A 23564-nucleotide genomic window follows, 5' to 3' on the forward strand; every position below is an offset into this window, starting at 1 on the left:
CCGTGAAGGGCTGATCACCCGTTCAAAGTCCGGTGCCTCACGTGGGGCATCGGCAGGGCTTGCAGGCGAATAATAATAAGGAGTACCGCATGAATAACAACAAACAACACGCGCACACGTTACTCGGACTGGCCCTGTTGGGCGGCTTGATCGCCAGCGTGCCGGTGCAGGCGGGCGGGTTCTCCACGCCCACCTACGGCGCGCCGGGCTGGGGCCGTGCGTTTGGTGGCGGCTCGCTGTTCAAGAACGATCCGAGTGCTGCGTACAACAACCCGGCGGCGATGGCGTTTATCGATTCCAGCATTGCGCAGCAAACGGTCGACTATGCACGCGTCAAGGTCAAATACAGCGGCCAGGCCTTTGACTATGCCGGCAACCCGGTGACCCATACGCCGGTGCTGGATGAGCTTGGCAATACCGGCGACCCGGTGTTGAACAACAACAACGGCGGGCAAGGCGGGTTTACTGCGTGGCTGCCGACCGGTTTTCTGGTCATCCCCATGGGTGAACGTTTTGCCTTCGGCCTCAGCCAGGTGGTGCCGCAAGGCATGCGCACAACCTGGAATGAAAACTCCAAATTTCGTGACTTTGCCGTCGATACCAAAATCGAGACGGTTGGCCTCACCGGCTCGCTGTCGTTCAAGGTCAATGACCAGTTTTCTATCGGTGGTGGTGCCATTGTTCAGCGTAGCCAGGGCTTCGTCAGCCAGAACGTTGACCTGTTAGCCGCCGCTGCGGTGTCGCCAGGCTTGGGCGGTTCGGCGTTTCCTTCCGGCGTGGGTGAGTCGTTGATCCGCGTGAAAGTCGATAATATTTCTGTGGGCTGGTTCGGCGGGGTGGTTTGGAAACCCACCGAAAAAGACACGTTGGGCGTGAACTATCACGCCAAAATCAAAAACAAGCTGACCGGCAAATACAATATAAGAACCGACGCAATCGGCAGGAATGCCACCACCGCGCCCATCGGGCCGAATGGCGAAACCCTGGTGGAGTTGGCGTACCCCGGCCTGAAGTTGTTCCCGGACGGCGCGCACGCGAGTACCCAACTGGATATTCCGGCCACCGCATCGCTGGATTGGGTGCACCAGTTCAACGACCGTTGGACGCTGGGCGTCAGCGCCACCTGGACCGAATGGTCGTCGTTCCAGGACCTGACGCTCAAATCGCAAGGCGAGACGATTGTGGCGATTCCCTACAACTACAAAAACGCGTGGATGACCTCCATCGGCGGCGACTATAAAGCCACCGACGCGCTGACATTGCGCGCCGGTGTTGCGCATGACCAGACGCCCACACGCAACTCGACGCGTGACCCACGAATCCCCGATGGCGACCGTTACTTCCTCGCGTTTGGTGCCGGTTACGCCATCAAGGCGGTGCCGGGGCTGTCGGTGGATGCGGCGTATTCGCACCAATTTGTCGAGAAGGTCAACCTCAAGACCCAGAACGTCGACCGCCTCGGCGCCGGCCAACTGGACGGTAAAGCGGAGTCGTCCGGCGACGTGGTCAGCGTGTCGGCCACCTACGCATTCTGAGGCGGTGGCGGCGCTGAGCGCCGCTTGATTCATCGTTGGGCTAACGTTGAGGTGTGCCATGGTTATCTGTTTATTGGCGGGTTGCGCAGCCGCGATTGCGCTGGCGTATCGACAAGCTGCCGCAGGCCTTTGGTTGTGCGCCGCGCTGATTTGGCTGGCGGCAGGCTACGCCTTCAACGTGGTCGCCGCGCTGGGTATTGGCGTCGCGGCGTTGGTGGTGCTGCTGCCTGCGTTGTTGTTGGCGATCAAGCCGCTGCGCCGCGTGCTGTTGAGCCGCAAGGCGTTGGGCCTGTTTCGCACGGTGATGCCGACGATGTCCGACACCGAGCGCGCCGCCATCGAGTCCGGCACCGTGTGGTGGGACGCCGAATTGTTCAGCGGCGCACCGAACTGGCAGCGCCTGCTGCACGCCGCGCCCGCCAGCCTCAGCGCCGAAGAGCAAGGCTTTCTCGACCACGAGGTCGAAACACTCTGCGACCTTTCCAATGATTGGGAAACCACCCAAGTCTGGCAAGACATGGCCCCGCAAGCCTGGCAGTACACCAAGGACGCAGGCTTTCTCGGCATGATTATTCCCAAGCAATACGGCGGCAAGGGTTTCTCCCACTACGCGCATTCGCAAGTGGTGATGAAGCTGTCGACACGCTGCTCGGCGGCGGCGATTTCGGTGATGGTGCCCAACTCTTTAGGCCCGGCCGAACTGCTGCTGCATTACGGCACCGATGCCCAGCGCAACTACTACCTGCCGCGACTGGCGCGCGGTGAAGACATCCCGTGCTTTGCGCTGACCAGCCCGTATGCCGGCTCTGATGCCGGTGCGATTCCAGACGTCGGTATCGTCTGCAACGGCGTGCATGAAGGCGAGCCGGTGCTGGGTTTCAAGCTGACGTGGGACAAGCGCTACATCACCCTTGGCCCAATTGCCACGGTGCTCGGCCTGGCGTTTCGCGCCGAAGACCCGCACGGTTTGCTCGGCCAGCCCGGATCGCTGGGCATCACCTGCGCGTTGATCCCGACGGCGCATCCCGGTGTCAACACGGGCCGTCGCCACTGGCCGCTGAACGCGGTGTTTCAGAACGGCCCGACCACCGGCAAAGACGTGTTTATCCCGTTGGAATGGGTGATCGGCGGCCGCGAACAAATCGGCAATGGCTGGCGCATGTTGATGGAATGCCTGGCGGCCGGGCGTGCGATTTCGTTGCCATCGGCCAACGTCGGCCTGGGCAAAATCGCCGTGCGCGGCACCACCGCCTATGCGGCGATGCGTAAACAGTTCGGCCTGCCCATCGGCAAATTTGAAGGCGTGCAGGCGCCGTTGGCGCGCATGGCCGGGCATTTGTATGCGTGCGATGCGGTGCGCAAAGTCTCGGTGGCGTGTTTGGATGCCGGTGAAAAACCTTCGGTGATCTCGGCCATCGCCAAGTACCACGTCACCGAGCGCGCGCGGATCATCGTCAACGACGGCATGGACATCGTCGCGGGCAAAGGCATCTGCATGGGCCCGAATAACTTCCTCGCCCGCGCCTACCAGCAAAGCCCGATTGCGATCACGGTGGAGGGCGCGAACATCATGACCCGCTGCCTGATCATCTTTGGCCAAGGGCTGATTCGCTGCCATCCCTACGTGTTCCGCGAGATGGAAGCCGCGCGCAACCCGGATCGGCGCAAGGCCCTCGAAGCCTTCGACAGCGCACTGTTTGGCCACATCAGTTTTGTCATCGCCAACAGCGTGCGCGCAGCGGTGCATGCGCTGACCGGCGGGCGCCTGCTGCGCGCACCGGCCAACACCGACCCGGCGCTGGCGGCTTACTATCGCCAGGCCAATCGGCTGTCGGTGGTGCTGGCGCTGCTCTCGGATGTGTCCATGGGCGTGCTTGGCGGGGCGCTCAAGCGCAAGGAAAGCATCACCGGGCGCCTGGGCGATATGCTGTCGCAGTTGTACATCGTGTCCTGCGTGCTTAAACGCTTTGAGGACGACGGCCGACCGCAGGCAGACCTGCCGTTGGTGCGCTGGTCGGCGCAGGACGCGTTGTTGCGTGCCCACGAGGCCTTGGCCGAAGTGCTCGACAATTACCCTTCAAAAGCCGCAGCGGTGGTGGTGCGCGGTTTGAGCTTTCCGTTCGGTATTGCCCTGCGCAAACCCTCGGACCGCTTGTTGGCTGAAGTCGCCGAGGTGGTGCAAACGCCGGGCGAAACCCGCGAGCGCTTGCTGGCTGATGCCTACCTGCCACGCGCAGAAATCGACAAGCTGGCTTACGGCGAATTGGGCTTTTGCCTGTTGCCGCAGGTTGAACGGATCGAGTTGCGGCTCAAGTCCGCCGTCAAGCAAGGCGTGATCGAACCGATGCCGATTTCCGCCACGGCGTTTGCCGGCTGGCGCATCAAGGCGCGGGCGCTGGAGTTGATCAGCGACGACGAAGACAACGTGTTAAGCCGCTACGTGGAGTACGCCGATTACGCCATACAGGTCGACGACTTCGCGCAGGACTTCGGCTTGCTTGAGGCCTTGCAGCAGCGCCAGCAGGCGCTGGCCAAACCTGCCGCCAGGCACCGGGCCAGCGCAAGCGCAACGGCCTCCGTCAACCCATAATGGTTGCCACGCTCTGCGCCTGGCTGACACCAAGGAGACTGTGATGAACGCGATCAGCCTGGAACGCCGCGAACGGATTTGGTTGAGCGCTTACCTGCCAGGCGTGCCGGCGGATATTGAGGCTGACATCGAGGCCTACGCCTCGCTGCGCGAGGTGTTCCTGGAACACCTGGATAAATTCCACGCGCGCGTGGCCTACGTCAGCATCGGCACCGAAATGAGCTATGCCGAGTGGAAGCTGCAAGGCATCGCCTTCGCCGCGTGGCTACAGAGCCAGGGCGTGAACAAAGGCGACCGCGTGGCACTGATGATGCCCAACTGCTTGCAATACCCGATCTGCCTGTTGGGCAGCATTCTGGCCGGTGCGGTGGTGGTCAACATCAACCCGCTGTACACCGCGCATGAACTCAAACACGTGCTCAAGGACAGCGGCGCCTGCACCTTGGTGATCTTTGAAAACTTCGCCCACACCCTTGAAAAAGTCATCGATGGCAGCAGCGTCAAACGTGTGGTGGTGGCGGCTATCGGTGATTTGCTCGGCACGTTTAAAGGCGCGGCGCTGAACTTTGCCCTGCGCCGTGTGCAAAAGCAGGTGCCCGCTTTCAACCTGCCAGGCGCGCTGCGCTTCAACCACGTACTGAAGCAGGGGCGGGCGCTCAACCTGCGTGCGGTAGCCCTGCACCGCGAGGACCTGGCCTTCCTGCAATACACCGGCGGCACCACCGGCGACGCCAAGGGCGTGATGCTCAGCCACCGCAATATCATCGCCAACCTGTTGCAAGCCAAGGCGTGGGTGGGTGATCAGTTGGACCAGGAGCAGCAGCAAACCAACGTTACCTTGCTGCCGCTGTACCACATCTTTTCGCTTACGGTGAACTGCCTGATGTTCATGTGCCTGGGCGGGCGCAACATCCTGATCGCCAACCCGCGTGACGTGAAACGCGTGCAGATGATCCTGCGCAAAGAGCGCTTTAACGGGATTGCCGGGGTTAATACGCTGTTCAACGGTTTGCTCGAAAACAAGCAGTTTTGCGCGCGGGACTTCTCTGACCTGCGCATGGTCATCGCCGGCGGCATGGCCACGCACACCGCAGTGGCCAAGCGTTGGAAGCAGGTCACCGGGCTGCCGATCATTGAAGGTTACGGGCTGACCGAATGCTCGCCGGTGGTGAGTATCAGCCCCATCGACATCGCCCGTATGCGTGAGATGGAATTTACCGGCAGCATCGGTGTGCCCTTGCCGTCGACGTGGGTGCGCTTTGTGCGCGAGGACGGCGAGCTGGCCGAGATCGGTGAGCCGGGTGAGCTGCAGGTGCGTGGGCCGCAGGTGATGCAGGGGTATTGGAACCGCCCGCAGGAAACTGCTGACGTGTTGGACGGTGAGGGTTGGTTGTCGACCGGTGATATTGGTGTGATGGACGCGCGTGGGTATATCCGTTTGGTCGACCGTAAAAAGGACCTGATTCTGGTCTCGGGGTTTAATGTGTACCCCAATGAAATCGAAGACGTGGTGGCGCTGCACCCCGGTGTGGGCGAGGTGGCGGCCATTGGGGTGGACGACGGGGTGGCGGGGCAGCGGGTGAAAGTTATTGTGGTGCTTAAGGATTTGGCGGTGACTGAGGAGCAGATTCTGGCGCACTGCCGGGAGTATTTGACCGGGTATAAAGTGCCCAGGTATGTGGAGTTTCGCGGTACCGAGTTGCCCAAGACGACCGTGGGCAAGGTGTTGCGGCGGGTGTTGCGTTAGGTTGTTTTTTTTAGTGGGGGTGTATATCCGGTGTTTTTGTGAGGGCTGGTAGGGGTTCCGCCCTTACGGCGGGTCACTTTTGAAAATCCGGAAGCCGGCCCAGTCAAAAGTAACCAAAACGCTCTTGCCCCACCACTCGGCACCTCGCTTAGGCTCGGTGTGCCCGCCCGCAGGCTTGAATCCGTGGGCCGCCGCGATGGGCCATCCTTGGCCCAGCGCGGCTAACCCGGCGTCCTGCCGGGTTACCCACGGATTCAAGCCTGCGTGCGGCCAGCGTGGTTTAACGGGGCGCCTTAGATCAAGATCAAGATCAAGATCAAGAGCAAGAGCAAGAGCACGGCGGCCTGAAAGCCGACCTGAGTGGTTGAAGCGGATCAGAAGCAGGTCAAAGGCGGGTCTTGAGTACACAGCAGATCTGCTTTTTTTGCTTTTTGTGGGAGGGGGCTTGCTCCCGATTGCGGTGTGTCAGATAAATATTATTCAACTGACACACTGCAATCGGGAGCAAGCCCCCTCCCACAGTTTGACCACATTCGGCTTGGGGGATTGGGTTGGCTTTCGGGCCGCCTGCTTAGATGATCGTTCCCACGCTCTGCGTGGTAATGCCGCTCCGGACGCTCTGCGTCCGGCTTTTTCAGCCATAGAATCTCCCACATTTGACCGCATTCAGCGTGGGAGATTGGGTCGGCTTTCAGGCCGCCTGCTTGTGATTGTGACCTTGATCTAAGGCGCCCCGTTAAACCACGATGGCCGAACGCAGATATTACGGAGCGGGTAAACCGGCAGGACGCCGGTTTAGCCGCGACGGGGCAGGGACGCCCCGTCGCGGCGGCCCGCTGCGTCATATCGGAGTGAGGGCATGCCGAGCCACAGCGAGGCACCGAGTGGTGGGGCAAGAGCGTTTTGGTTACTTTTGCGCTGTTCAAAAGTGACTCGCTGTAAGAGCGAAACCGATATAAGCCGTTACCCAAATAACGGATATGTACTCAGCAAACTATTTCCAAACCTGCACATTCACAAGGTTCTTCGGCCGCTCCCCACCCAGCGCCGCCAGCAGGTTATCCACCGCGCACCGCGCCATCGCTTCACGCGTCTCGTGCGTCGCCGAACCCATGTGCGGCGTGGCCACCACATTGTTCAACCGCAACAACGGCGAGTCATGATTCAACGGCTCACGCTCAAACACATCCAACCCCGCCGCACGAATAGTGTTTTGCTGCAGCGCCTCGATCAGCGCCGCTTCATCCACCACCTTACCGCGCGAGATATTGATAAAGATGGTCTGCGCGCCCATCAGCGCGAACTGCTCGGCGCCGATCAACTTTTCGGTTTCAGCCGTCAGCGGCAAAGTCAGGCAGACAAAGTCGGCCTGTTGCAGCAAGTCGTTCAAGCTGCGGTATTGCGCGCCGAAGCGTGCTTCTACCCGTGGTTTGGGCGAGTGGCTGTGATAAATCACCGGCATGCCAAAGCCGAAATGCCCACGCTGGGCCAGGGCTTCACCAATGCGGCCCATGCCGATAATGCCGAGGGTTTTGCCATGCACGTCACTGCCAAAATGCGCGGGGCCGATGTTCTTGTTCCATTGGCCGGCACGCACCATGTTCGCCAGTTCGACCACGCGGCGTGCGGTGGCCAGGATCAGCGCAAAACCGGTGTCGGCGGTGGTTTCGGTGAGCACGTCCGGGGTGTTGCTGAGCAGAATACCGCGCCGGGTCAGGTAGTCGATGTCGTAGTTGTCGACGCCCACCGACACGCTGGCCACGGCTTGCAGTTTGGGCGCCAGGTCGAGCAGCTTGGCATCCAGGCGCAGGCTGGCGCCCAGCAGGCCATGCGCGGTGGGCAGGGCTTCACGCAGTTTGGCCAGGCCGGGTTCGTCCAGCGCGTCGATCAGCGTCACGTCGGCGTGCGCATGCAGGCGCGCCATTAATGGCGCGGAGAGTTTTTTGTATAACACCACAGATTTTTTCATCAGGCTTTTACCTTTAATTCGAGGCTGTGCAGCGGCGCGCGGGCACGGTCGCTGGCGCCGGGCTGGAGGAAAATCGTCAGCACCACGGCCACCATCAGTGCGCCACTCATCAGCAGGTACGAAGCGCCGGGCGAGCCGGTGCTGCTGTTCAGGTAACCCACCAGGTAGGAGCCGCCGAACGAGCCGAGCGCCCCCATGCTGTTGATCAAGGCCATGGCACCGCCGGCGACGTTGGCCGGGAGAATCTCCGGCACAATCGCGAAGAACGGGCCATACGGCGCGTACATGCAGGCGCCGGCAACCACCAACAGGCTGTAGGACCACCAGAAATGTTCGGCGCCCAGCGCGTACGACGCATAGAACGCGATGGACGCAACCAGCAGCGGCGGCCACACAAAGCGTTTACGTTTTTGAAGTTTGTCTGAACCCCAGGACACCGCGAGCATGCCGAGCACCGCCGCCAGGTACGGCAATGCCGACAGCCAGCCGGCTTCGACCATGTCCATCTGCAAACCGGCCTTGAGGATCGACGGCAGCCACAGCACAAAGCCGTACACGCCGATGCTCCAGCAAAAAAACTGCAGCGCCAGAATGATCACCTTGGGTGAGCGGAAGGCTTCGGCGTAGTTCTTGACCGCCTTGATCCCGACTTGCTCGGCAGCCAGCGCGTTTTCCAGGTCTTGTTTATGCTGCGCGCTCAGCCATTTGGCGTCTGCGGGTTTTTCGTCGGCGTACTTCCACCAGATAAACGCCCAAATCACTGCCGGTATGCCCTCAATGATAAACATCCAGCGCCAGCTGAAATGCTGCACCAGATAGCCCGAGACCACCGACATCCACAGCATGGTCACCGGGTTGCCGAGGATCAGGAAGGTATTGGCCCGCGAGCGTTCGGCCCGCGTGAACCAGTGGCACAGGTACACCAGCATGGCCGGCATCACCGCCGCTTCAACCACGCCGAGCATGAAGCGAATCGCGATCAGCATGTAGGCGTTGGACACCACGCCGGTCAGGGTGGCCAGGCCGCCCCACAAAATCAGGCTGACGAAAATCAGCTTTTTAACGCTGCGCTTTTGCGCGTAGATCGCCCCCGGCACCTGGAAGAAAAAGTAGCCAAGAAAGAACAACGCGCCGAGCAGCGACGACATGCCGGGCGTGATCATCAGGTCTTCGGCCATCCCGGAGGCGGCGGCAAAGCCATAGTTGGCGCGGTCCAGGTAGGCCAGGCTATAGGTGATAAACACGATGGGCATGATGTACCACCAACGGCGGGTGGCGAGTTTCACGGTTTCCATGGAATGGCTCCTGAGCTTGTTGTAGTTGTGGCAACAGGTAACGGGTTAAACAACGCAGGGCGTGGGCAGCTCCGAGCGGGTCGGCAAACCTTCCATGTCACCGCGGCTTTGCACGGCGCGGCTGCCGATCCAGTTGCCGCGCTGTACCGCCTCGGGGAAGCTTAGGTTTTCGAGCAGGGCGCTGATCATGCCGACGGCAAAACCATCACCGGCGCCGACCGTGTCCACGACCTTTTCCACCGGGAACGCGGCGACAAAGCCCTGGTCCATGTGCGTGCGGTAATAGGCGCCATCCGGCCCCAGCTTGATCGCCACGGCTTCGGCGCCCTGGTCGAGGTAGAACGCGGCGATGTCGGCCGGGTCGTCGAAACCAGTCAGCAAGCGGCCTTCGCTCAAGCCCGGCAGCACCCAGTCGGCGAGGCCCGCGAGGGCGTTGATGCTGCGGATCATCTGCGCCTGGCTGGCCCACAGTGATGGGCGCAGGTTTGGGTCAAACGACACACTGCGTCCGGCCTTGCGCATCTGCGTCATCAGCTCTACCGACAGCGCGTGCGTGGCCTCGGACAACGCCGGCGGAATGCCGGTGGCGTGCAGGTGCCGCGCTTGCAGCAACGCCGGGCTGATGCCGGCGATCGACAAGTGGCTGGCGGCCGAGCCTTTGCGGAAATACTCAACCTGCGGGTCAGCGCCGGTTTCTTCGCGCGATTTAAACTGAAAGCCGGTGGGGTGCAGCGGGTCGACCGCCACGTGACGGCAATCCAGGCCTTGTTTTTTCAGCGTGTCGACCACAAAGCGCCCGAGCGAATCGTTGCCCACGCGGCTCAGCCAGGCCACCTTGAAACCCAGCCGCGACAGGCCGATGGCGACGTTGCTGTCGGCCCCGGCAATGCGTTTGTGGAACTGGGAGACAGCGGCCAGGTCGCCGGTCTGTTCGGCGACAAACATCGCCATGGTTTCACCAAACGAGAGGATATCGATCTCAGACATGCGCATTCTCCGCACGGGGTTGGCCAAGCAGGGCGAGGGTGGCGACCTGGTGCGCGGTGACCTTGATCAAGTCATCGCCTTGCAGCGGGAACTCCACGGCCCGGGTAATACCTTGAGTCATATGGTTGAGCAGTTGTTCCCACACAAGCAAGTCGGTGGCGCCGGGCGGCAAGGCGACCAGCTTGCCGTCCTGGCGCAAGGCCACCGCCTTGCAGTGCAGGTAATCCACGTGCCGGCCCAACAGGCGGGCGGCGGTGAGCGCAGATTGGTCTTGCCACTGCCAGTTGCCGATGTCGAACGTCATCCTGACCGGCAAGCCCAGGCGCTCAACTTCGCTGAAGAAGCGTTGCATCGGCTCGATGCGCCCGCCGTGCAGGGTCTGGTCGTTTTCCACCAGCAGCTTGACCGGGTGGCGGTTGAGCAGGGCGTGCAGGCTTTGCAGGTCGTTGGTGTCGGTAAAATAGCCGAGCGAGACTTTCAGCCAGCGCGAGCCGAATGCCTGGGCGCGGTCCAGGGTGGCGGCGAGTTCGGCGTTCGGCTGGGCGCGCCCGGCGACCCAAAGTTCCAGCGGCGAGGAGTACAGCGACTCCAGGCCGTGCTCGGCGGCGGCCTGGGCGAGGGCGGCGGGCTGTTCGGTGGTCAACAGTTCTTCACGCCACTCGATGCGCTGGGCGCCGGCGGCACTGAGCAAGGTAACGAAACTCAATTGGCCCTGTTGGCGCACGAGGTCGGCGCCGTAACTGGAAAGGCTGATGGAGACGGGGGATTTAAGCATGGTTGTTAACCTCTGAAACCGGTTTCATTTTTTATAAAAAATTATTTGAATTGGGTTGAGCCACGAATAATCAGTTGCGGCAGGAAATCCAGGGTGCGCGTCGGCGCGTCATCGCCGCGCAAGCGTTTGAGCAGGCAGTCAAACGCACTGGCGCCAATCGCGGCGGTCGGTTGGGCGAGGGCGGTGATGCCGTTGCTCACCAGCGGGTACCAGTCGAGGTCATCCAGGGCGATCAGGCCGACCTCTTCAAACAGGCTGCAGCCCAATGTTTTGAGCGCGCGGGTACAGGCCAGCGCGGCAACGCCATTGGCGCAGAACACCGCCTTGGGGCCGGGCTTGGCGAGAAAACGCTGCAAGCGGTTTTCCAGGTCGTCATTCAGTTCAAGCACTGCGCCGGTCAACCCCGGACGCGCGGCAATCTCTGCCTCGAAACTGACTTGGCGCTCCAGGCGTGAACTGGTGCCATCGGCGGCTTCGCTGACCAGCAATACGTCGCGATAACCCTGCTGCTGCAGGTGCTCGACCGCCATGCGCACGGCTGCCGGGTTATTCAGGCCCACCAGGTCGCTGTGCAGCGGCTCGACCTTGCGGTCGATCAGCACCAGCGGCATTTCTTGCTGCAGTTCGAGCAGTTGATCCAGGTGATGGCCGAGCGTATTCACGATCAGCCCTTCGATGTTGTACGAACGCAGCGCGGCCAAATGCTGGCGCTCCTGCTCGTCATCGCGGTCGGTGTTGCACACCACCAGGCTGTAGCCATGTTGGCGGCAGGCGGTTTCGACGCCGTGCATCACGGCAATCGAATAGGGGTTGCGTATGTCCGCCACCAACATGCCGATCAAGCGCGTGCGGCCGCGTTTCAGGCCGCGGGCCATTTGGTTGGGGCGGTAGCCGAGCTCGCTGATGGCCTGCTCGATACGCAGGGCAATGGCGTCGGAGAGCAGGGCGCGGTCATCACCGATAAAGCGCGACACGCTGGCTTTGGACACGCCGGCAAGCTCGGCTACGTCAAGCATGGTCACGCGGCTGCGCTGGGCGGCGGAAAAAGGGGTCACGGTGGCAGGCCTTTCTTATTGGACGTTGTGGTGCTGTGAAACCGGTTTCAGGAAACCTCAAGCGCGAAAGCACGTCAAGTTTATTTCAGTGCAACGGTGCGATCAGCAGCGGGCTCAGCCCGACGAATGGAGGCGTTACCTGTTAGTTCTGACAGTATCCGAAGCGCGGCGTTGGGTATTCAATCTTGTCTAACGTAGTTCGTTACAGCGATGCACCCACGCGGCGGAGAACACCATGGTTAACGCTTCAGCGGATAATATGAACAGCCTGGCTGCGTCGCAAGTTCCGACATTGCCCGCGCTTGAGATAGCGCATGCACTGCCCGATGGTTTGATCCCATTACAATTTCTTTACAGCGACCTGCCCGTCAAGTTAATGGAACCTTGGCTGCAGTTGCCCGGCGAAGGCGAGAGCGACTTTGTGTTTTTTTGTTGGCACGTCGACGGCAGCGTTGCTTTTGAACTTGAGCCGATAGAGTTGCGCGGGCCTATTACCCGAGATCAATTCCCGCTTGAAATAAAAATCCCTCAATCCTATTTTCAAAATAATGCGGTGGTGAAGCTCTCTTATCGTGTCGTTAACCTGTTTGCAGACAGCGAGGTGCATGAGCGTTCGTTAGTCAAGACTATTATCATCGACCGGGTTGCGCCCGGCGGCGGCGAAATTTTAAAAGCGGGCAGGTTTCTACTCGATCCTATTACCGAGGTCGATTCAAGTAGTCAGCTATCAACGGCGGTCGAGGTGCCCGGTGACTACCTGGATCGAAAAGCCGGTGACACGCTGTTAGGTTATTTAAGTGACCGTGATACGCCGCCCACGCGCTCGGCATTTTCCGAACAAGCCTATGCCGCTACCCACGGGCCCATGCTGTTCACTATTCCAATGGCTGAGATTCGCAAGTTTGCCGGCTCGCCCAAGGTCTATTTCATTTATCGCATTCGTGACCGTGCAGGCAATGTCTCCACTCAGTACTCGTTGGTTGCCAGTACCCACCTGCAACTGAATGCGCCGCCCGCCAATCTATCAATACCGGAAGTGCCGGCGTATGAGTCAGACCTGCTGGTTAATCGGGAAGACGCGCGTAACATTGTTTCGGTCAGGGTGCGCCAATACGACAACCGGTTGTCGGGTGACCAGTGTGTTATTGAGTGGGACGGTATCAAGCTCCCGGCGGTGCCTGTAGATACGTTGCCGCACACGGTACCGGTGGCGTGGAGCGTGTTGATCGCCAAAGGCGCGAATCTGCGCCGCATTATCGACCTGCCGGTGCGCTACTACATCCTGCGTGCAGGCGATAAGCTGGGGCCAGGGGTAGGCTCCCCGGTGAAAAGGGTCACGGTGGACATGACGATTGCGGGCCAGGAAAACCCTCAGGCGCCCGCACTATTGAACCGCCAGTTAGCCCTGGTGAATATCCATGGCGCGGCTTCCAAGATCCCCAATCGTCTGGACATCGCCGATGCCAACCAGCCGGTGAGGGCTTCGTTAATCTTGTTCGACAACCCCGTACCGGGCGAGCAGGCTTTGCTTTTCTGGCCGGGTCAGGCGGCACCGGTAGCGACCTATCGGGTGAAGGCCGGTGATGTGGGCGGGACAGTTGTCTTCTTTGATAACGATGTTGCCTGGTCGGTGATTCAGGCGGGTGGCAGTAATTCGTCCACCCTGGTTAATTACCAGACTGACAATGGCGTCAACCAACAGTCGTCGCTTGACCAAACGGTGTTCGTCAACCTGACCCCTGCGATCAATTATGTAAAGGCCAGTTTTCCTCAGTCTTTACAGCACATTAACAAGCAACTTAATTGCCAGACCAAACCGCCGATCTGGCAGGGCATAGAAGTCTTGGTTAACCCGGCGCCGAATGCGTTGCGGGCGGGAGACGAAATGGTCTGCACCTGGAAGGGTTATTTAAATTACCCGACAACTAACCCGATTGCTTCAACGGTGTATGTATTCAGATATATCTGGGGCGTTGCCGATGTGGTGCATAGTTTCTGGGTAGATGACTATGAAAATCTAATCAGGCCGTTGCGTCACTTTGCCGGTGCCACGGCTCAATACAGTGTGTTCCGAAAAGGCATCCTGCTGGGGACTTCAGCCCTCGCTTATGTGCAAATTGACCGTCGGTACAACACCAGCAACTACTGCGGTCCCAACGGCATAGGCGCAGAACCCAATTAAGCACTTGTCGACCTTAAATCACCGAAGCGCACAGGGCGCCAGACGCTCTTTATGAACAGTTTCTTTACCTCCAGCCAGTGTGTTGGTGGGCACAGAAAGAAGTAAGGCTATCAGGGTCAACAGCGCGTTAATGCATGTTGACTGTATGGGGTTGTTCGGCATTCATATCAAATCATGATGGAGACTATGAAATGAGCACCAAGCTATCTGCAAGAGCTGCGGCACTACTTGCCGGTCCGGCGACACTGGACCCGACCACCATCGTAGAGGCGCTGAACCCCGTGACGGGCCTTATTTCAGCCGCGACCGCCGTAGTGGGTATAACCGTTAAGTGTCCCTTGGGTGCGGTATCAGACGATCGTGACTGGATCGTGCTTCAACAACAAGACCTCAGCAAGCCGCTGCCCAACTGGATTCCGATATATGGCCCTGTCCAGTTCATGCTCCCGGCTGCCGGCAACTCTATCGACATATCTGTTCCGGCCCCGATAGGTTCGGGAGGGTTCGTGCATGGTCAATTTGAGATCCAGCACCTGCTGTTCGTGAACTCGTTTGATGACACGGGAGCAGAAAGACCCAGCGACGCGCTGGAGTTTTCGAAAGGCACACCTTTCAAGGTCGACAGGATTGCGCCATACGCCAGTCTCATTGGTCGTGATGTGCCACCCGTCGCGGTATACACGGGCACGCTACCGGTGGGTGCGCCGCTTACCCAAAGTATCATTAACGCCGACGGGGGGCTGCCCTTCACCATTCCCGACAACACCTACGCGCTGCCGAGCGGGCAATGGGAACTGGGCGATACTCTGCGGTTTTACTTCAGCCAAGGCTTGGTCCCACTGCCGGCCTTTGAGGTGGGTGGGACAGTCCCGCCACGGTTGATGCTGCAAACCGGCAACAGGTTTACGGTGCCTGCAAGCGCGATCGTCGGCAGTGGCAACTGGAATTTTTTCTACACCATCACCGATGCTGCGGGGAACGTAAGTCGGCCATCAGTTGTTCGCACCTTCCTGGTGGCGCTGTTGCCTGCGCCGGCGCTACTGGAGATTTTCCTTCCGTTGGCACCGGCACCGGAAGGTGGCAGTCTCGATAACCTGCTCAATATTGCTGACTATATTGCCATTATCGAGGCGCACATTCGAACTTACTTGAACCATCAGCCAGCCTTGGATCAATGTCAGTTGAAATGGGGCACACAACCGTTCACGGCGGTATCTGCGACGTTCACGAACTTCCCGTTAATCTATTCGGGAGGCGCCCTTAACCCTTTGATCATTGCTGACTATGCGAAAAGGAGAGGGCCGCAGCCGACTGCCGTACAATATCGCATTGTACGAAACGGTGAGACCTTCGATTCTCCAATCAAAACGATCAACGTCGACTTGAGCGTGACGGGGCCGGAAAACCCGGGAGAGCCTGGCAGCCGCAACCCGGCGCTGAACCAAGCGCATATCTTTGGCGAAGGTTCGCTGGTGCCGGATGTGCTGACCGCCGATCATGCCAATAAACCTGTTACGGTGCAGATCGTACTGTGGACCGCCGCCGATTTGCCGGCGCCTGGGCAATGGATTCATGTTGTAGGAAACGACGGCATCGCGGTTCTGCCGCCCTTTGAAATCACCGTTCAACTTCCCGGTGACACGATCACATTTGCAATCCCATGGGCCTCTAACTTAATCAAGTTTAACGGTCCCCAAAACATTCATTATTTTGTTGCACCGTCGGCAACGCCTGCGCTCACCGACAACCTCAATAGAGCGCCGGATACTCCGATCACAGTGACCGATGTGGTGACGATTACCCTGGCACCGCCGCAGTTTGTACGTGTGCTTGGCACCGGCCCGAGCACCATATGGAACTGCGATTCGTTCGGGCCAAGGCCGCAAGTGACCCCGGCTGATTACGACGGTAGGGTCTTCGTGCCGGCGGACGCGCGGCTTGTGCTGGGGGCGACGCTGACCTTGAGTGTTCGGGTAGTCGCTCCGCGTACCGGGATTCCGACAGCCGACCAGACTCGGACTTTCACTCAAATCATTACACCCGCGATTGTCGCCAGTGGTTTCACGTTTATCGTGCCGTTCGGTTTGCTCAAGATCGCTCGATTGGGACGCGTCGAGGTCACCAGCATTGCTCAGCTTACAGGCAGTATCAGCGGGCGCGGTAATGCCAGCGTGAACTAACGCTCGGCGTTGTCGAATTCGTATTGCGACTTTAGCCCACTCACGCCATAACTCAGCGCCTTGGAACGGCGCTTAATTAAACGGACGTTATGACTCCGCCCTTCTCTTTTAGAGGGCGGCGGAAGTCACTGACAATATTCTGCTTGATAGACCACGGTATACACAGTTTTTTACCAGGAGCTTAAGGGATTATTCCTACAGAATGTCGGATGTTTACTCCTTAATCTGTGCGCCTCAGAGGTAAGGCCTCACTCCCACAGAGTGGCCGAACCGTTTTTGTAGGCCTCACCTGAAGAGTGATTGACTATGTCGCCACTGAATACATTCGAACTCAAACCATTAAGTGCGATGATGAAAGTCCCCACCATTACATTCTGTCTGTTGGCGGCGATGCAGGGGCAAGCGCAAGCGGCGCAATTGAACGGTGAACAAAAAACTATCAACGCCACTGAGCAATCTACGGACTGGCAATTATTCAATACGTCCACCCTGCACATGAACAGCGCAACAGCAAAAACTATTGCACTGACAGACTCTGCGTTAAACATGAACCGCGGCAGCCTGGCCAGTGATATTCGTGCAACTGCGGGTTCCACCGTTAATATCAACGCGTCGAAAGTGTCCTCGAACAACCCGCTGTTCGGCGCCTTGCGCCTGGAACAAAGCGCGGCCTTTATCAAAGACAGTACTGTCACCAACGGTCACGGAGTAGGCCTGCAGGCACTGGGTGCTGCGGGTACTGCGAACGGCTCGTCTGTCGAGGCGAGCAACAGTGTCATCAGCGGGGCCGGCGGCGGTGCAGAAGCCACCAGCGGCAGCGTGTTGAACTTCACGCAAAACACCCTCGTACACGGCACCGGTGCTGGCAGCGCTGGTCTTGCCTTGCAGGGTGCTACGGCCACGGCCAGCCAAAGTACTATCGTCGGCCAGGGCAACGGCGTGTCGTTCACCCGTGGCCGTTTTGATACCACTGACGGCAAGTTGGTATTGGATCAATCCGTCGTAGAGGGTAAAACCGGTTCCGCCATCTCGGTCAGGGGCACGCAAGGTCGAACTCCTGTGGTGGCGATCGAGGTGCGCAACGGCTCCACGCTGACGGGCGGCAACGGTAATCTGCTGACTGTCTCTGGCGGCGGTTCGGCAACGATGATGGTTGATAACAGCCGCTTGACCGGCAACGTCGTTGCCGACGGCACCAGTACCGCCCATTTGACGCTGAAAAACAACGCCGGGTTGACTGGCCAGTTGCAGAATGTCTCCAGCTTGAGCGTGGGCAACGCGTCCAATTGGACCATGACCGGCGACAGCCAGGTCAGTGTGCTGAACATGACCGGTGGTACGGTCACCATGGGCGCTGCGGATGCGTTCTATCAACTGAACCTTAATACGCTTGCCGGTGATGGTACGTTTGTCATGGGCGCTGATTTTGCGCAAGGCAAGACCGATTTCATCAATGTCATCGGTGAAGCTACGGGTAATCATGGCGTGTTGCTGTCGGCCAGCGGCGCGGAGCCGGTCAACCCCGATCAGATTCGCGTGGTTCATACAGGCGGCGGTGATGCGCAGTTTTCCCTGGTGAATGGCCCGGTCGACGCAGGTGCCTTTGCTTACGATCTGAAAAAAGAAGGTACCGATTGGTACCTCGATCCGGAAACACGCGTAAGAAGCCGCAGTACTCGCGTGGTCACGGCCGTGTTCAACACCGCGCCAACCGTAATGTACGGCGAAGAAGCTTCGTTGCGTGCGCGTATGGGTGAGTTGCGGTTCGAGCCTGGCCAGGCGGGTCTGTGGATCCGTGGTTTCGGTAATAAATACAACGTGTCTGAAAATTCGGGTACGGCTTATACGCAGAACCAGCGTGGTTTCTCCATCGGTGCCGACATGCCGTTGGCAGACAGCCAATGGCTGGTGGGCGTGATGGCCGGCCACAGTACGTCTGACCTTAACCTGGCTCGCGGCTCTTCCGGCACGATCAAGAGTTACTTCGTGGGCGCTTATGCAACCTGGATGGACCAGGAAAGCGGTTTCTATTTTGATGCGGTCGCCAAGGCCAACCGTTTCCAGAACGAAGCCAAGGTAGCACTCAGCGATAACAACACGACCAAAGGTAACTATAACAATGTGGGTGGCAGCCTCTCGGCGGAGTTCGGTCGCAACATCAAACTCGACGATGGCTGGTATGTTGAACCGTATGCTCGCGTGTCGACTATCGTGGTGCAGGGCGGTACTTACAGCCTGAAAAATGGCCTGCAAGTGGACGGCGAACGCACCCGTTCACGGGTCGGCGAAGCCGGTGCAACGGTTGGGCGTGACATCCAGCTCGACAGTGGCGCGATTGTGCAGCCTTACCTGCGTGCGGCGCTTGTGCACGAGTTTGCCAACAATAACAAGGTGTCGGTCAACAACCAGACCTTCAATAATGATTTGTCGGGCTCGCGCGCCAAGTTTGGTGCCGGCCTGGCGGTGAAGCTGACGCAGAACCTGCAAATGCATGCCGACCTTGAGACCAGTACCAGCGATAAAATTGACCAGGTGCTGGGTGCCAACGTTGGCGTACGTTATTCCTTCTAAATAATGCGGTAGACATAAAAAAGCCCTGATCGAAAGATCAGGGCTTTTTTTGCACTGCCAATTAATTATTGTTTCAGGTGAAAACTGATGTCGACCGGGTGATCAGCTTCATCCGTGGTGCCACGGAGTTGGCCTTTTACTTCAAAAGGGCTGAGTGACAGCGTTTCAATAAACAGGGTTGCCTCGATGCACTGGATGACGCGGGGCGGGTTAAAGGCCTTGAAGGAAACCCAGGCCAGTGGAGATCTCTGGGTCTGCAGCTTCAGTTCCTTGTTGTGTTCGACGTCGCTTGAAAATTGGATGAACACCTCTTCTTCCACGCTGCCGTCGTCATGTTTATCAATCAGATACACCTCAACGGTGTCGTCATGGACGCTCCATTTTCCGGTATTGGTTTTAAAAATGTGCTCACCAATCGTTCCGTTGACATCGCCAGATGCGTCGCGGGTTTTCGGGATATCACTTGCCAATTTCAGTTGCGCTGACATGATCGCCTCTCCATCTATGATGTGTGTGCAAAACCCAGAAGCCCTGATGCTTCTGACGCTCTCTATCAAGCGGCAAAAAAAAATTTTATGTAACTGTCAAAAGTCACAGTTTACAAATGCCTGCATCTCTTCTCAGCGGCCGGTGCGAGTCGTTAAGCTAAAACTGTGAAACGTCATGCTTAAATGACTTCTGCTATTAAATGCATTTACGCAGGGATGTCTACTGTCAGGGTTGACAGTCTAAAAAAGGGTTTTTAATAGCGTTTTTATATAAGCTCGCCAGGCTCAACTAAACAGGCCCGCCGCGATATTGATCGAGAAGCCCAGAATAGCGGTATTGAATAGAAAACCGATCAATGATTGGCCCAGCACCACTTTACGCATGCTGCGCGTGGCAACTCCCACATCAGCGGTTTGCACCGCCACACCGATGGTGAACGAGAAATACAGGAAGTCCCAGTAATTGGGGGTGCGCAAATCATCGGCAAACCGCAGCGCCGGCTCGTCGCCTTCCCACGTGTAAAAAAGCCGCGCGTAATGCACGCTGAAAATCACCCCGGTCAGCAACCATGAGCCGATCACCGTCATACCGGTAAACCCGTAGTGCAGCAGGCGTGCTGTGTTGTCGAGGTCTTTGCTGCCCACCAGGTTTACCGTGATGGTCGCAAGGCTCGCAATCGCCGCAATGCACACCATGAACAGCACCAGCCCGGCGTTTTCATCTTCGACTTCGGCGATGCGTTTTACGTCGTCGGCCTGCGAGCGGCTGGTCAGCCACAGCATCAGCAGCAGATAAGTCCAGACCCCGGCGTTCCAGCCGATGAGGATTTTGCTGATGAGCGTATCCGCCGGTGCCAGGATGCCCACGGCAAGGCCCAAGACGGCGGCGGATGAAAGGCGAGGGTGGGTGCGGGCAAGAAAGGCCATGGTGCTCACAAATCTGCGAAGTTGTAGAACGGCAGCTACAAGCTACAAGCTACAAGCTACAAGCTACAAGCTACAAGCTACAAGCTGCAAGCTGCAAGTCAAAAGCAAACCTGCTTTTCCTTGCAGCTTGTAGCTTGTAGCTTGCCGCTTTTTTGCCGCTTGCAGCTTTTCCCTACCGTTTGCGTGTGAGCTTCATGACGACGACAAAGAACACTGGCACAAACACCACCGCGAGCGTTGCGGTGATCATCCCGCCGATCACGCCTGTGCCGATGGCTTGCTGGCTGGCCGAGCTGGCACCGGTGGCAATCGCCAACGGCACCACGCCGAGGATAAACGCGAGCGAGGTCATGATGATCGGCCGCAGGCGCAGGCGCGCGGCTTTCAAGGTGGCGTCGATCAAATCTTCGCCTTGTTCATAGAGGTCCTTGGCGAACTCGATGATCAAAATCGCGTTCTTCGCCGACAAGCCAATAATGGTGATCAGGCCGACCTTGAAGAACACGTCGTTGGGCATGCCGCGCAATGTCACCGCCAATACGGCGCCCAGCACACCCAGCGGCACCACCAGCAACACCGAGGTCGGAATCGACCAGCTTTCGTACAGCGCCGCCAGGCACAGGAACACGATCAGCAGCGACAGGCCGAGCAGCAACGGCGCCTGCGCGCCGGACAAGCGTTCCTGCAACGACAAACCGGTCCATTCCTGGCCCAGGCCCGGCGGCAGTTGGCCGACCAGGCGCTGAATCTCCGCCATGGCTTCACCGGTGCTGTGCCCCGGCGCCGCTTCGCCGCTGATCGCGATGGCCGGGTAGCCGTTGTAACGGGTCAATTGCGCCGGGCCCTGGGTCCACCTGGCTTCGACAAACGCTGACAACGGCACCATGTTGCCGGCAGTGTTGCGCACGTTGATCTTGAGCAAATCCGCCACCTGGCTGCGCTGGTCGCCTTCGGCCTGCACCACCACCCGCTGCATGCGGCCCTGATTGGGGAAGTCGTTGATGTAGGCCGAACCGATGGCCGAGGACAGCACATTGCCCACGTCGGCAAACGACACGCCGAGTGCGTTGGCCTGCTTGCGGTCGACTTCCAGTTGCACCTGCGGCGCTTCGGCCAGGGCACTTTCACGCACGTTGGCCAGGATCGGGCTCTGTGCTGCGTTCGCCAGCAGTTCAGTTCGCGCCGCCATCAGCGCGGCATGGCCGACGCCACCGCGGTCCTGCAAACGGAATTCGAAACCGCTGGAGGTCCCCAGGCCGTCCACCGGCGGTGGCAGCACGGCGTAGGCAAGCGCATCCTTGAGCTCGCTGAATGCGGCGTTGGCGCGGTCGGCAATCGCTGCGGCGGAGTCTTTGCTGCTGCGATCCGACCAATCCTTGAGTGTGGTAAAAGCCAGTGCCGCGTTCTGCCCGGAGCCTGAGAAACTGAACCCCAGAATCATCGTGGTATCACCCACGCCCGGCTCTTTGGCGTTGTGCGCCTCGATCTGCTCGACCACCTGCACCGTGCGGTTTTTGCTCGCGCCCGGTGGCAACTGAATATCAGTGATGGTGTAGCCCTGGTCTTCCACCGGCAGGAACGAGGAGGGCAGGCGACTGAACATCAGCCCCAAACCCACCAGCAACACCAGGTAGATCAACAGGTAACGGCCGCTGCGCTTGAGCGCATAGGCGACCCAGCCTTCATAGCGGTCGGTAAGCTGATCAAAACGTTTATTGAACCAGCCAAAAAAACCGCCCTTGGCATGGTACTCGCCCTTGCCGATCGGCTTGAGCAAGGTGGCGCACAGTGCTGGCGTCAAGGTCAGGGCCAGGAACGCCGAGAACAGAATCGAGGTGGCCATCGACAGCGAGAACTGCTGGTAGATCACCCCCACCGAACCCGGCATGAACGCCATCGGCAAAAACACTGCGACCAACACCAACGTGATGCCGACGATGGCCCCGGTGATCTGGCCCATGGCCTTGCGCGTGGCCTCTTTGGGCGACAAACCCTCGGTGGCCATGATGCGCTCGACGTTTTCCACCACCACAATCGCATCGTCCACCAGAATGCCGATGGCCAGCACCATGCCGAACATGGTCAGCACGTTGATCGAAAAACCCAACAACAGCATGGTGGCGAAAGTGCCCATCAGCGCCACCGGCACCACCAGCGTCGGGATCAAGGTGTAGCGCACGTTCTGCAAGAACAGAAACATCACCGCAAACACCAGCGCCATGGCTTCCAGCAAGGTGTAAACGACTTTGGTGATCGAGACTTTAACGAACGGCGAGGTGTCGTACGGAATCTTGTATTCCACGTTGGCCGGGAAGTAGCGCGACAGTTCGTCCATCTTCGCCCGCACCAGCGTCGCGGTGTTCAGCGCGTTGGCGCCGGGCGACAGTTGCACGCTGACGGCGGTCGACGGCATGCCGTTGAGGCGGGTCGAGAACTGGTATTCCTGGCTGCCGATTTCCACCCGCGCCACATCGCCGACGCGCACGGTGGAACCATCAGGGTTGGCCTTGAGCACGATGTCGGCAAATTCCGCCGGGGTCGACAGTTGGCCTTTGACCACAATCGCCGCCGTGATTTCCTGGGTTTTGGTGCCTGGCAAATCACCGATGCTGCCCGCCGATACCTGCGCATTCTGTGCACTGATCGCCGCATTGACGTCGGCGGGCGTCAGGTTGAAGCCAATCAGTTTTTGCGGGTCGATCCAAATGCGCATGGCCCGCTCGGAGCCATACAACTGCGCCTTGCCGACACCGTCCAGGCGCTTGAGCTCGTTCATCACGTTGCGCGCCAGGTAATCGCTGAGCGCTACGTCATCAAGTTTGCCGTCGCTGGACGTGAGGGTGATCAGCAGCAGGAACCCGGCGGAGACTTTCTCCACTTGCAGGCCTTGCTGGGTCACCGCTTGCGGCAAGCGCGGCTCCACTGCCTTGAGCCGGTTTTGCACATCGACCTGGGCCATTTCCGGGTCGGTGCCCGGTTGGAAGGTGGCGGTGATGGTCGCCGTGCCCAGACTGCTCTGCGATTCGAAATACAACAGGTGATCGGCGCCGTTGAGCTCTTGCTCGATCAGGCTGACCACGCTTTCATCCAGGGTCTGCGCCGAGGCGCCGGGGTACGTCGCGGAAATTTCTACCTTCGGCGGCGCGACGTTGGGGTACTGCGCCACCGGCAACTGCGGGATGGCGAGCGCGCCGGCCAGCAGGATAAACAGGGCCACCACCCACGCGAAGATCGGGCGGTCAATAAAGAACTGCGGCATGGCG

Annotated in this window: 14 protein-coding genes; 6 read left to right on the forward strand and 8 right to left on the reverse strand. The window is 59.2% G+C overall.

The window, feature by feature from the left end; genetic code table 11:
- The first annotated feature begins 89 nt into the window (after positions 1–89).
- The 3 genes from AO240_RS15845 to AO240_RS15855 are packed head-to-tail and all read left to right on the forward strand — an operon-like array spanning position 90 to position 5872.
- Positions 90–1535 (forward strand): outer membrane protein transport protein, encoded by a 1446-nt coding sequence (locus tag AO240_RS15845; protein ID WP_099237278.1) that lies wholly within the window; start codon positions 90–92, stop codon positions 1533–1535.
- A 58-nt stretch (positions 1536–1593) separates the two neighbouring features.
- Positions 1594–4125, forward strand: a complete 2532-nt coding sequence (locus tag AO240_RS15850) for an acyl-CoA dehydrogenase (protein WP_099237279.1) — start codon at positions 1594–1596, stop codon at positions 4123–4125.
- 43 nt (positions 4126–4168) lie between these two features.
- The gene (locus tag AO240_RS15855; protein WP_099237281.1) at positions 4169–5872 is read left to right on the forward strand and encodes an AMP-binding protein; all 1704 of its coding nucleotides are present in this window, start codon (positions 4169–4171) and stop codon (positions 5870–5872) included.
- 994 nt (positions 5873–6866) lie between these two features.
- Here the strand turns inward: AO240_RS15855 and AO240_RS15865 are convergent.
- The 5 genes from AO240_RS15865 to AO240_RS15885 are packed head-to-tail and all read right to left on the reverse strand — an operon-like array spanning position 6867 to position 11953.
- The gene (locus AO240_RS15865) at positions 6867–7841 is read right to left on the reverse strand and encodes an NAD(P)-dependent oxidoreductase (RefSeq protein WP_099237283.1); all 975 of its coding nucleotides are present in this window, start codon (positions 7839–7841) and stop codon (positions 6867–6869) included.
- On the reverse strand, positions 7841–9136 hold the full coding sequence (locus AO240_RS15870) for an MFS transporter (protein ID WP_099237285.1): 1296 nt from the start codon (positions 9134–9136) through the stop codon (positions 7841–7843). The genes AO240_RS15865 and AO240_RS15870 overlap by 1 nt, the downstream gene beginning before the upstream one ends.
- Positions 9137–9181: 45 nt before the next feature.
- A complete protein-coding gene (locus AO240_RS15875) occupies positions 9182–10123 on the reverse strand; it encodes a sugar kinase (protein WP_099237286.1) in 942 nt (313 codons plus the stop codon).
- Positions 10116–10898, reverse strand: a complete 783-nt coding sequence (locus AO240_RS15880; protein WP_099237288.1) for a sugar phosphate isomerase/epimerase — start codon at positions 10896–10898, stop codon at positions 10116–10118. Before AO240_RS15880 ends, AO240_RS15875 begins: the two co-directional genes overlap by 8 nt.
- A 41-nt stretch (positions 10899–10939) precedes the next feature.
- Complete coding sequence (locus AO240_RS15885) at positions 10940–11953, reverse strand: LacI family DNA-binding transcriptional regulator (protein ID WP_099237290.1); 1014 nt, start codon at positions 11951–11953, stop codon at positions 10940–10942.
- A 235-nt stretch (positions 11954–12188) separates the two neighbouring features.
- Between AO240_RS15885 and AO240_RS15890 the strand changes: the two genes are divergently transcribed.
- The 3 genes from AO240_RS15890 (at position 12189) to AO240_RS15900 (ending at position 18886) form a co-directional block, all read left to right on the forward strand.
- Positions 12189–14135 carry a hypothetical protein gene (locus AO240_RS15890; RefSeq protein WP_099237292.1) on the forward strand — a complete coding sequence of 649 codons (1947 nt, stop codon included), beginning with the start codon at positions 12189–12191 and terminating at the stop codon, positions 14133–14135.
- Between the two features lie 191 nt (positions 14136–14326).
- Positions 14327–16315: a hypothetical protein gene (locus tag AO240_RS15895; protein WP_099237294.1), complete on the forward strand. Its 1989-nt coding sequence runs from the start codon at positions 14327–14329 to the stop codon at positions 16313–16315.
- 306 nt (positions 16316–16621) lie between these two features.
- Positions 16622–18886, forward strand: coding sequence for an autotransporter outer membrane beta-barrel domain-containing protein (locus tag AO240_RS15900; RefSeq protein WP_099237295.1), 2265 nt, complete (start codon positions 16622–16624; stop codon positions 18884–18886).
- A gap of 65 nt (positions 18887–18951) precedes the next feature.
- Here AO240_RS15900 and AO240_RS15905 read toward each other — a convergent pair whose 3' ends face one another.
- The 3 genes from AO240_RS15905 to AO240_RS15915 all read right to left on the reverse strand — a co-directional run bounded on the left by AO240_RS15905 (position 18952) and on the right by AO240_RS15915 (position 23560).
- Complete coding sequence (locus AO240_RS15905) at positions 18952–19374, reverse strand: hypothetical protein (protein ID WP_099237297.1); 423 nt, start codon at positions 19372–19374, stop codon at positions 18952–18954.
- A 285-nt stretch (positions 19375–19659) separates the two neighbouring features.
- Complete coding sequence (locus AO240_RS15910; protein ID WP_099237299.1) at positions 19660–20301, reverse strand: DUF1345 domain-containing protein; 642 nt, start codon at positions 20299–20301, stop codon at positions 19660–19662.
- Positions 20302–20473: 172 nt separating this feature from the next.
- A complete protein-coding gene (locus tag AO240_RS15915) occupies positions 20474–23560 on the reverse strand; it encodes an efflux RND transporter permease subunit (protein WP_099237301.1) in 3087 nt (1028 codons plus the stop codon).
- Positions 23561–23564: the final 4 nt, after the last annotated feature.

Origin of the sequence: Pseudomonas sp. ICMP 460 (genome assembly GCF_002723595.1) — a bacterium.
In the GTDB taxonomy this organism is placed as follows: Bacteria; Pseudomonadota; Gammaproteobacteria; order Pseudomonadales; family Pseudomonadaceae; genus Aquipseudomonas; species Aquipseudomonas kitaguniensis.